This is a genomic window from Hydrogenophaga sp. (assembly GCF_035481345.1).
Taxonomy (GTDB): domain Bacteria; phylum Pseudomonadota; class Gammaproteobacteria; order Burkholderiales; family Burkholderiaceae_C; genus Hydrogenophaga.
On record NZ_DATIGV010000204.1, the window covers coordinates 1 to 10,082 of the forward strand.

At 67.9% G+C, this 10,082-nt stretch carries 11 protein-coding genes and 1 pseudogene; 7 read left to right on the plus strand and 5 right to left on the minus strand.

The annotated features are described in order from the left end of the window. The 3 genes and pseudogenes from gyrB to dnaA form a co-directional block, all read right to left on the minus strand. Positions 1-284: pseudogene (gene gyrB / locus VLG41_RS21530) on the minus strand (DNA gyrase subunit B); the annotation flags it as partial. 80 nt (positions 285-364) lie between these two features. Continuing rightward, positions 365-1,471: a DNA polymerase III subunit beta gene (dnaN, locus tag VLG41_RS21535; RefSeq protein WP_325351430.1), complete on the minus strand. Its 1,107-nt coding sequence runs from the start codon at positions 1,469-1,471 to the stop codon at positions 365-367. A 121-nt stretch (positions 1,472-1,592) separates the two neighbouring features. Next, positions 1,593-3,005: a chromosomal replication initiator protein DnaA gene (dnaA, locus tag VLG41_RS21540; RefSeq protein ID WP_325351431.1), complete on the minus strand. Its 1,413-nt coding sequence runs from the start codon at positions 3,003-3,005 to the stop codon at positions 1,593-1,595. Positions 3,006-3,222: 217 nt separating this feature from the next. On the opposite strand from dnaA, the gene rpmH reads away from it, so the two are divergent. The 7 genes from rpmH to VLG41_RS21575 all read left to right on the plus strand — a co-directional run bounded on the left by rpmH (position 3,223) and on the right by VLG41_RS21575 (position 8,619). Beyond that, positions 3,223-3,357: a 50S ribosomal protein L34 gene (rpmH, locus tag VLG41_RS21545; RefSeq protein WP_006299042.1), complete on the plus strand. Its 135-nt coding sequence runs from the start codon at positions 3,223-3,225 to the stop codon at positions 3,355-3,357. Between the two features lie 26 nt (positions 3,358-3,383). Beyond that, complete coding sequence (locus VLG41_RS21550; protein WP_325351438.1) at positions 3,384-3,794, plus strand: ribonuclease P protein component; 411 nt, start codon at positions 3,384-3,386, stop codon at positions 3,792-3,794. Next, on the plus strand, positions 3,784-4,074 hold the full coding sequence (gene yidD / locus VLG41_RS21555) for a membrane protein insertion efficiency factor YidD (protein WP_325351432.1): 291 nt from the start codon (positions 3,784-3,786) through the stop codon (positions 4,072-4,074). The genes VLG41_RS21550 and yidD overlap by 11 nt, the downstream gene beginning before the upstream one ends. Then, complete coding sequence (gene yidC, locus VLG41_RS21560) at positions 4,071-5,789, plus strand: membrane protein insertase YidC (RefSeq protein WP_325351433.1); 1,719 nt, start codon at positions 4,071-4,073, stop codon at positions 5,787-5,789. The genes yidD and yidC overlap by 4 nt, the downstream gene beginning before the upstream one ends. A 112-nt stretch (positions 5,790-5,901) precedes the next feature. Next, positions 5,902-7,281, plus strand: coding sequence for a tRNA uridine-5-carboxymethylaminomethyl(34) synthesis GTPase MnmE (gene mnmE / locus VLG41_RS21565; protein ID WP_325351434.1), 1,380 nt, complete (start codon positions 5,902-5,904; stop codon positions 7,279-7,281). A gap of 107 nt (positions 7,282-7,388) precedes the next feature. After that, positions 7,389-7,880 (plus strand): Crp/Fnr family transcriptional regulator, encoded by a 492-nt coding sequence (locus tag VLG41_RS21570; protein WP_291017117.1) that lies wholly within the window; start codon positions 7,389-7,391, stop codon positions 7,878-7,880. A gap of 67 nt (positions 7,881-7,947) precedes the next feature. Beyond that, the gene (locus VLG41_RS21575; protein ID WP_325351435.1) at positions 7,948-8,619 is read left to right on the plus strand and encodes a hypothetical protein; all 672 of its coding nucleotides are present in this window, start codon (positions 7,948-7,950) and stop codon (positions 8,617-8,619) included. 116 nt (positions 8,620-8,735) lie between these two features. Here the strand turns inward: VLG41_RS21575 and VLG41_RS21580 are convergent, their stop codons facing one another. Both VLG41_RS21580 and VLG41_RS21585 read right to left on the minus strand, forming a co-directional pair. After that, complete coding sequence (locus VLG41_RS21580) at positions 8,736-9,281, minus strand: adenine phosphoribosyltransferase (protein WP_325351436.1); 546 nt, start codon at positions 9,279-9,281, stop codon at positions 8,736-8,738. Between the two features lie 38 nt (positions 9,282-9,319). Further along, positions 9,320-10,082, minus strand: a 763-nt coding sequence (locus tag VLG41_RS21585) for an NAD-binding protein (RefSeq protein WP_325351437.1), incomplete at its 5' end; no start/stop codon positions are given.

A 10,082-nucleotide genomic window follows, 5' to 3' on the forward strand; every position in this document is an offset into this window, starting at 1 on the left:
ACCACGCTGATGGAGTTGTCGGTGTGGATGGTGACGACGATGTCGTCGCAGTGGCCGGCGAGCGCTTCGTCGATGGAGTTGTCGACCACCTCGAACACCAGGTGGTGCAGGCCGGTGCCGTCGGACGTGTCGCCGATGTACATGCCGGGGCGCTTGCGCACGGCCTCCAGGCCTTCGAGGATCTGGATGGAGCCCTCGCCGTAGCCTTCGCTTGCCCCGGCCTGGTTGGCGTCGATCTTGGGCTGGAAATTGGAGCTATCGGGGCTCGAGGAGGCGTCGGACATAGGAACTTTCTCTATCGCTAAAAACGCCAAACCCGCTGGTCAGCGGGTCGGGCTCGATGTCGGGTCGGGAGGCCGCGCGCTTAGATGCGCATGGGCATGACGACGTATTTGAAGGCGTTGTCGTCGGGGTTGGTCACCAGGGCCGAGCTGTTGCCATCCGCGAGCTCGACACGGACCATTTCCTGGCCCATGTTCTGCAGCGCGTCGATGAGGTAGGTGACGTTGAAGCCGATCTCGATGGTGTCACCGCCGTAGTCGATGTCGAGCTCGTCCACGGCCTCTTCCTGCTCGGCGTTGCTGGAGGCCACGCGCAGGGTGCCGGGCTCCACGTTCAGGCGCACGCCCTTGAACTTCTCGCTCGTCATGATGGCGGTGCGCTGCAGGCTGGAGAGCAGCGGCGCGCGGCCCAGGGTGACGATGTTCTTGTGGTTCTTGGGGATGACGCGGTTGTAGTCGGGGAACTTGCCCTCGACCAGCTTGGTGACGAACTCCATGCCGTCGAAGCTGAACTTGGCCTGGTTGGCGGCGAACTGCATCTCGATGGCGCCGTCCTTGTCGGACAGCAGGCGCTGCAGTTCCAGCACGGTCTTGCGCGGGAGGATGACCTCCTGCTTGGGCACTTCCACGTCGAGCGTGGCGGAGGCGAAGGCCAGGCGGTGGCCGTCGGTGGCCACCAGGCTGAGCTGCTTGCCCTCGGCGACGAACAGGATGCCGTTCAAGTAGTAGCGGATGTCGTGCACCGCCATGGCGAAGGACACCTGGCTCAGCAGGCCCTTGAGGGTTTTCTGCGGCACGCTGAACACGGGGCCGAAGCTGGCCGATTCCTGCACCAGCGGGAAATCCTCGGCCGGCAGGCTTTGCAGGGTAAAGCGGCTCTTGCCGCCCTTGAGGATGAGCTTGCCGCCGGTGTGCTCCAGGCTCACGGTCTGGTCGCCGGGCATGGTGCGCAGGATGTCGATGAGCTTGCGTGCGCCCAGGGTGGTGGCGAAGCTGCCGCTGTCGCCGTCGAGCTCGGCCGTGGTGCGGATCTGGATTTCCAGGTCGCTGGTGGTGAGCTGCAGTTGCGAGCCCGTCTTGCGCAACAGCACGTTGGCCAGGATGGGCAGGGTGTGGCGCCGTTCCACGATGCCCGCGACCGACTGCAGCGCGGCCAGGACTTTGTCCTGTGAGGATTTGAAAACGATCATCTGCGCTCTTTCTTGATGAAGATGCTCCCGGGCCGGGATCGGCGGGCCAAAACCCCCCTATTCTCGCCCTTTTTGAACGCTGTTTACCAGTTTGGCTGGCTTGGAAAGGCTCACGCCGGGCTCACCCCTTCAGGGTCTGCTCCAGGACGTGCAGTTGCTGGTTGAGTTCGGTGTTCGTCTGGCGCTCGCCGGCGATCTTGCGCACGGCGTGCAGCACGGTGGTGTGGTCGCGCCCGCCGAAGAGCTCGCCGATCTCGGGCAGGCTCTTCTGGGTGAGCTCCTTGGCCAGGAACATGGCGATCTGGCGCGGCCGGGCGATGCTGGCCGGGCGCTTCTTGCTGTACATGTCGGCGACCTTGATCTTGTAGAAGTCGGCCACCGTTTTCTGGATGTTCTCGACGCTGATCTGCCGGTTCTGGATCGACAGCAGATCCTTCAGGGCGTCGCGCGCCAGCTGGATGGAGATGTCCTTCTGGTTGAAGCGCGAATAGGCCAGGATCTTGCGCAGCGCGCCCTCGAGCTCGCGCACGTTGGAGCGCACGTTCTTGGCGACGAAGAAGGCCACTTCCTCGGGCATCACGGCGCCTTCGACGGCGGCCTTGTTGATCAGGATGGCCACGCGCATTTCCAGCTCGGGCGGCTCGATGGCCACCGTCAGGCCGGAGTCGAAGCGCGAGACCAGGCGCTCGTGGATGTCGGCCAGGCCCTTGGGGTAGGTGTCGCTGGTGAGCACGATGTGGCTCTTCTTGGCCAGCAGCGCCTCGAAGGCGTTGAAGAACTCCTCCTGGGTGCGGTCCTTGTTGGCGAAGAACTGCACGTCGTCGATCAGCAGGAGGTCCAGCGAGTGGTAGCGGGCCTTGAACTCATCGAAAGTCTTGCGCTGATAGGCCTTAACCACATCCGAGACGAACTGCTCGGCGTGGATGTAGAGAACTTTGGCCTGGGGCCGCTCGGCCAGCAGGTGGTTGCCGATGGCGTGCACCAGGTGGGTCTTGCCCAGGCCGACCCCGCCGTAGATGAACAGGGGGTTGTACAACTGCCCCAGGCTGCCGGCCACGTGCATGGCCGCGGCGCGCGCCATGCGGTTGGCCGAACCCTCCACCAGCGAGGCGAAGGTGAGCGAGGGGTTGAGGCGGGTCTTGGGGGTGCTGGCGGGTTCGGCGGGCGCGATGTCGGCCAACTCACCGAGCACCGAGTCGGGGGTGGCTTCGAAGGTGGGCCGGTTGGCCGGCATCGTGCGGGCAACGGCTTCGCGAGGAGCGAGCGCTAACTCCAGAGTGACGGGCGAGCCGTGCACGCTTTCCAGCAAGGCGCTGATGCGGCTGGCGTACTGGGCGCGGATCCAGTCGAGCTTGAAGCGGTTGCCCACGGCCAGCACCACCTTGGAAGCGTCCGGCGCGACCGTGGCGGTCAGGGGCCGGATCCAGGTGTTGAACTGCTGCTCGGGGATTTCCTGGGCCAGGCGCTCGATGCACGCCGCCCAGATGGAGCGGTCGTCGCGCAGCGCGGCAGACGGGGTGGTGCCCTCGGACATTCGGGAAGAAGGGAAGCTGTTTGTAGTTGTGGACAAGGGGCGGCACCCCAGGGCGCGCATTGTAGGCATGCGCGCCAGTTATCCACAAGCGCCTCCGGGCGATTTCGACCCGTGCGCCGGCCCGGCCGGGTGCGCGTGGGCCCAAAGGGCAATGGCTTGCCGCAACAGGGGGTTTCTGGCGATAATTGCGGGTTTCCCCGATTTCAGAGCCCATACCATGAAACGCACCTACCAGCCCTCCAAGATCCGCCGCGCCCGCACCCACGGCTTCCTCGTGCGCATGAAGACGCGCGGTGGCCGCGCGGTCATCAATGCCCGCCGCGCCAAGGGCCGCAAGCGTCTGGCGGTCTGAGTCCGGTCGAGCCTCGCCCGCCGGTGATCCAGCGGCTGCGGACCCGGCCCCAGTTCCAGGCTGTGCTGGCCAGTGCCCCCGTGGCCAAGACGCCCCACTTCGCCCTTCACCGCCTCGTCCTTGACCCGGCCGAGGGCCCCAACGCGCTGTTTCCCGCCGCCGGCCCCTGGCTCGGCGTGCTGATCCCCAAGCGCTGGGCCCGCCGGGCCGTCACCCGCAACGCCATCCGCCGCCAGATCTACGCCACCGCGCCTTCGGGCGAGGGGTTGCCGGCGGCGGCGCACGTGGTGCGCCTGCGCGGTGCGTTCGATCCCAAGCAGTTCGTCAGCGCCCGTTCCGACGCGCTCAAGCGCGCCGTGCGGGCCGAGTTGCTGGCCCTGTGGTCGCGCGTGCCCGCGCCGGCCGCGCCCCTTGCCCCCCGCGGCCATGTGGCTTGATCTCCCCCGTCGCACGCTGATCGCCCTCGTGAAGGGCTATCGGCTGCTGCTGAGCCCCTGGCTGGGCAGCGGCTGCCGCTTCGAGCCCACCTGCTCCGCGTACGCGCTGGACGCCTTGCAGCGCCATGGCGCCCTCACTGGCAGCCGCCTCACCCTGAATCGGCTGGCGCGCTGCCACCCGTGGTGCGAGGGCGGTCACGACCCGGTACCCACCGAGCGCCCAGAGGGCCTGTTCACGCGCCTGCTCATCCGAAACCCCGAAAACAAGAACGCGTCATGAATGACATTCGTCGCTCCATCCTGTGGGTGGTCTTCGGTTTCGCCATGGTCCTCATCTGGGACAAATGGCAGATTCACAACGGCAAGCCCGCCACCTTCTTCCCCACCAGCTCGCCGCCGGCCGTGACCGCGCCCGCCAACGGCGCGCCCGCGCCGGCGCAGCCCACCGCCGATGCCTCGCTGCCGAGCGCAACCAGTCCTGCCTCGGCCGGTGCCGGTGCGGTGCCGGGCGCCGAGGCCTCCGCCCCGGCTGCCGCCACGCGCCACGAAGTCACCACCGACGTACTGCGCCTGAGCTTCAGCAGCGAAGGCGGCGCCTTGATCGGCGCGCAGTTGCTCAAGCACGCCCAGGCCTCGGGCGGCGCCGACCGCGCGATCCAGACACCCTTCACCCTGCTGTCGCAGACCGGCCAGCGCACCTACGTGGCGCAAAGCGGCCTGGTGGGTGGCAGCTTCCCCACGCACAAGACGCCGATGCGCTTGGCGGGCGATGCGCCCACCACGCTGGCCGAAGGCCAGGACGCGCTGCAGATCCGCTACGAATCCGCGGAAGTCGGTGGCGTGCAGCTCGTCACCACCTACACGCTCAAGCGTGGCCACTACGACATCGGCGTGCAGCACGAGGTTCGCAACCTCGGCGGCGCGCCGGTGAGCCCGCAGCTCTACCGCCAGCTCGTGCGCGACGGCAGTACGGTGGAAAGCCAGACACCCTTCTATTCCACCTTCACCGGCCCGGCCGTCTACACCACGGAACAGAAGTTCCAGAAGGTCGAGTTCAAGAACATCGAGGGCGACAAGGCCAGCTACGTGAAGAACGCGAGCGATGGCTACGTGGCCATGGTGCAGCACTACTTCGCCACCGCCTGGCTGCTCGACGCGGGCGTGGCGCGCGAGAACTTCGTGCGCAAGGTGGCCGACAACCTGTACTCGGTGGGCAGCCTCGCCTCCTTGCCCGCCATCGAACCGGGCCAGTCGCAGACCGTGCAGGCCCGCCTGTTCGTCGGGCCGCAGGACGAGAAGCAGCTCGAAACGCTCGCCCCCGGTCTGGAGCTCGTGAAGGACTACGGCTGGCTCACCATCCTGGCCAAGCCGCTGTACTGGCTGCTCGAGAAGATCCACGGCTTCGTGGGCAACTGGGGCTGGGCCATCGTGCTGCTGGTGGTGCTGATCAAGGCCGCGTTCTACTGGCTCAACGCCAGCGCCTACCGCAGCATGGCCAAGATGAAGGCGATCAACCCGCGCATCATGGAAATGCGTGAGCGCCTCAAGAGCAACCCGCAGCAGATGCAGCAGGAGATGATGAAGATCTACCGCGAGGAGAAGGTCAATCCCCTCGGCGGCTGCTTCCCCATCCTGATCCAGATCCCCGTCTTCATCGCGCTCTACTGGGTGCTGCTGTCCAGCGTGGAGATGCGCAACGCGCCCTGGGTGGCGTGGATCCACGACCTGTCGTCTCCCGACCCGTTCTACATCCTGCCGCTGGTGATGGCCGTCACCACCATGATCCAGACCGCGCTGAACCCGCTGCCGCCCGATCCGCTGCAGGCCAAGCTGATGTGGATGATGCCGCTGGTGTTCTCGGTGATGTTCTTCTTCTTCCCGTCGGGCCTGGTGCTCTACTGGATCACGAACAACGTGCTGACGATCCTGCAGCAGGCGCACATCAATCACCGCATGGGTGTGCCGCTCAAGTTCAACCTTCCGAAATTCAAGTAACCCCCTGCGCCGCTTCGCGGCTTCCCCCTTGCAGGGGGACGACACCCACGGCCCGGCGAAGCCGGCTCCGTGGTGTCCCTGGGTCTGGGGGCTGGCGCACCACCGCTTTTTCATGCTGCCTCACCACGCCGATCCCATTGCCGCGATCGCCACGGCCCCCGGCCGGGGCGGCGTGGGCATCGTGCGGGTGTCGGGCAAAGGGCTCGCGCCCTTCGTGCGCGCGCTGCTCGGGCGCGAACTGAAGCCGCGCGAGGCCACCTACGGGCCTTGGCGCGGGGCCGACGGGCAGCCGCTGGACCACGGGCTCTCGCTGTGGTTTCCGGCACCGCATTCCTACACCGGCGAAGACGTGCTCGAACTGCAGGGCCACGGCGGGCCGGTGGTGCTGCAGTTGCTGTTGGCGCGCTGCCTGGAGGTGGCGCGCGCCAGCCTGCCGGGCCTGCGCCTGGCGCGCGCGGGTGAGTTCACCGAGCGCGCCTTTCTCAACGACAAGCTCGACCTCGCGCAGGCCGAGGCCGTGGCCGACCTGATCGACGCCAGCACCGAAGCGGCCGCGCGCAGCGCCGCGCGCTCGCTCGACGGCGCGTTCTCGCGGCGCGTGCACACCCTGCAGGAGTCGCTCACGAACCTGCGCATGCTGGTCGAGGCCACGCTGGACTTTCCCGAGGAAGAGATCGATTTCCTGCAGAAGGCCGACGCGCAGGGCCAGCTCGATCGCCTGCGCGAAGCCCTGTCGGTGCTGCGCGCCGAGGCGCGCCAGGGCGCCCTGCTGCGCGACGGCCTGCAGGTGGTGATCGCCGGCCAGCCCAACGCCGGCAAGAGCTCCTTGCTCAACGCGCTCGCGGGCGCCGAGCTCGCCATCGTTACACCCATCGCGGGCACCACGCGGGACGTGGTGCAGCAGACCATCCAGATCGAGGGTGTGCCGCTGCACGTGACCGACACGGCCGGCCTGCGCGACAGCCCAGAGATCGACGAGGTCGAGCGCATCGGTATCGAGCGGGCGTGGCAGCGCATCCGCGGCGCCGACGCGGTGCTGTTCCTGCACGACCTCACGCGCTGGGGCGAGCCGCGCTACCGCTATGCCGACGCCAACATCGCGCGCGGCCTGCCCGCGGGCGTGCCGGTGCTGCACGTGTGGAACAAGCTGGATCAGGCGGACGCCGCGCCGCAAGGGGCCGACGACATCGCGCTGTCGGCCAAGCTAGGCACCGGGCTCGACGCGCTGCGCCAGCGCTTGTTGCAACTGGCGGGCTGGCAGCCCGGCGGCGACGGGCTCTTCATGGCGCGCGAGCGGCACCTGCAGGTGCTCGCGCGTGTCGACGAGCACCTCGAATTCGCCGACGCGCGCCTGCGCGAGGCCGCCGCACAACTCGATCTGCTGGCCGAAGAGTTGCGCCTCGCGCAACAGGCGCTGGGCGAAATCACCGGCGAGTTCACCGCCGACGACTTGCTGGGCGTCATTTTTTCGCGTTTTTGCATCGGCAAATAGTTTTCCGTGCTGCCGTTCACGGGTTGTGCCGCACCGCTGGGAACCGATCTGTAAGGATGGGTTACGCCGGTGTTGCGCCGTGCGACGCGCTGGGGTTCACTTGGCGCATGAGTGCCCCCACCGCCGCCCCTGCGCGCTTCGACATCCAGCACCTGGCGCAAGCCATGCGCCACAGCAGTGCCCTGGACGCGGTGCCTTTGAACCTGAGCGACGCCCATTGGGTCACGCTGGCCAATTACATGCAGCCCGTCGCCTTGCAGCAGGGCCAGGTGCTGATCGAACAGGGCGTGAAAGACCGCACCGTCTACTTCGTCGAGAGCGGCACGCTCACGGTGCACTACGAGGACGCCAAGGAGCGCGTTCGCATCGCCGTGGTGGGTGCGGGCTCCCTGCTGGGTGAAGGCGCCTTCTTCAGCCACCTGCCCCGCAGCGCCACCGTCAACGCGGGCAGCGACTGCCGGCTGTGGTGCCTCATGCCACTGCGTTTTCGCGAGCTGGGCGTGCGGCACCCGCAGATCGCCCTGGAACTGACCATCGCCATGTCGGCCGTGCTGGCGCGGCGCATGTACAACAAACCCAAGCGCGTGGCGGTGACGTGACGCCGTTCAACGGCTCGTTACCCCAAGGCGACATGCTGGCCCCTTACGCTCACGAACCCGCCGCCACGTGATCACCACACTCAACATGTCGTTCCTGAACTGGTTGTCGGCCCGGAAACCGTTTGCTGGCAAGGGCGCCTTCGCGCGCGCCCGCAACGCCTTTCGCACCACCACCATGCCGCTGATCTCGCCGCGGCGCGGGCGTCGGCTGTTGCGGCGCGAGCAACTGTTCGCGGTGGTGCGCGAGTCGCTCATCCGCGGCGGCGTGCTGTCCACCAGCTACTCGTTCAAGGTGCTCAACCTGGACGCCAATGGCGACACCTTCATCGCGCTGGTCGACCTGGCGTTGCCCGCCCAGTCCATGCCCGACGAATTCCTGCTGGAGATCGAGCGCTGGATCCAGCAGAGCGCCAAGAGCCGGCACGTGATGGACGTGCGCGGCGTGTACTGGCGCCGCAAGGCCACGCCCGAGCAGGTGGGCCAGGCTTTGCGCGCGGCGGTGCCGGCGCAGACGCGGCGCGAGGTGCCGGACACCTCCATTCCGCGCCCGGCCGTGTCCGCCAGCCGCGCGCCCGCGCAGGCCGTGGGAGAGGACGAGGTGCGCGCCTTCCGTGAAGCGATCAATTCGCTACCGGCGGCGACCATGCGCCACCCCAAAGAGCCCCAGTTGCCGATGCCCACCCCCGAGGCGGTGAGCGATTTCGCTGCGCTCAGCGATACACAGCACGGCAAGATCTGACACGGCTTCGCAGTCAGGCGCACAACCGCGTTGGCGCGCCTTGCCGTGCATGAGCACTGCCTGCTGCGCCCCGCCTTGTTCTGCACCTGAGGGCGAAGCCGTGTGGCTCAGGCTGCTCAGTGCCCCTCGAAATCGATCAGCGTGAACAGCGCCAGCCCGCTGTCGCGCAGCTTGGCCGAGCCGCCGAGTTCGGGCAGATCGACGATCGCGGCGCCCTCGGTCACTTCGGCGCCCAGCTTCTCCAGCAGGCGGCGCCCCGCCATCATGGTGCCGCCGGTGGCGATGAGGTCGTCGATCAGCAGCACGCGGTCACCCGCCTTCACCGCATCGGTGTGCAGCTCCACCGTGGCGCTGCCGTACTCCAGCTCATAGGTCTCTTCCACCGTGTTGAAGGGCAGCTTGCCCTTCTTGCGGATGGGCACGAAGCCCACCCCCAGTTCGTAGGCCAGCACGGAGCCGATGATGAAACCGCGCGCGTCCAGACCCGCCACGACGGTGGGGCGAAGGGTCGGATCCATGTAGCGGTGCACGAAGGTGTCGATGAGCACGCGAAACACCTTGGGGTTTTGCAGCAGCGGGGTGATGTCGCGGAACATCACGCCGGGGGCGGGCCAGTCGGGTACGGTGCGGATGTGGGAGCGCAGGTAGGCGGCGGTGTCCATGGCGGGGATTATGGAAGACGGCCCCGGCGCCCCGCGCTTCAGCCCAGCAGCAGCTTCTCTTCGGCCAGTGCCAGCGCGGCCGGCTGCCCGCTGAGCACCAGCGTGTCGCCACCGGCGAGCACCACGTCGTCGTGCGGCGCACCGGAACGCCCGTTGGCGTGGCGCAGGCTGACCACGCGCACGCCCGTGGCTGGCAAAGCCAGGCTGCCCAGCGAATGGCCGATCGTGCGGCCGGCGCGTGGCAGCGTCACCGTGGTCAGGCGCTCCTGTTGCAGTTCGTCCGCCGTGTCATCGTCGGCGCCGCGAAAGTAGCCGCGCAGCAGTTCATAGCGCGCATCGCGCTGCGCCTGCACCACGCGCAGCACCCGGCGCATGGGCACGCCCACCAGCGCCAGCGCATGACTGGCCAGCATCAGGCTGGCCTCGATGGCCTCGGGCACCACCTCGGCCGCGCCGGCCGCGCGCAGCCGCTCCAGGTCGGTGTCGTCCATGGTGCGCACCACCACTGGCACGTGCGGCGCGTGCTCCGAGGCGTGGTGAAGCACCTTGATCGCCACGAGGGTGTCGTTGAAAGTCACCACGGCCGCGCTGGCGCGGTGCAGGCCGGCGGCCATGAGGGCTTGCAGCCGGGCGGCATCGCCGAACACCACGGAATCGCCGGCGGCGGCGGCCTGGCGCACGCGGTCGGGGTCGAGGTCCAGGGCCATGTAGGGGATGCCCTCGGCTTCCAGCAGCCGCGCCAGGTTCTGCCCGCAGCGGCCGTAGCCACAGATGATCACGTGCTTGTCGGCGTTGATCGCC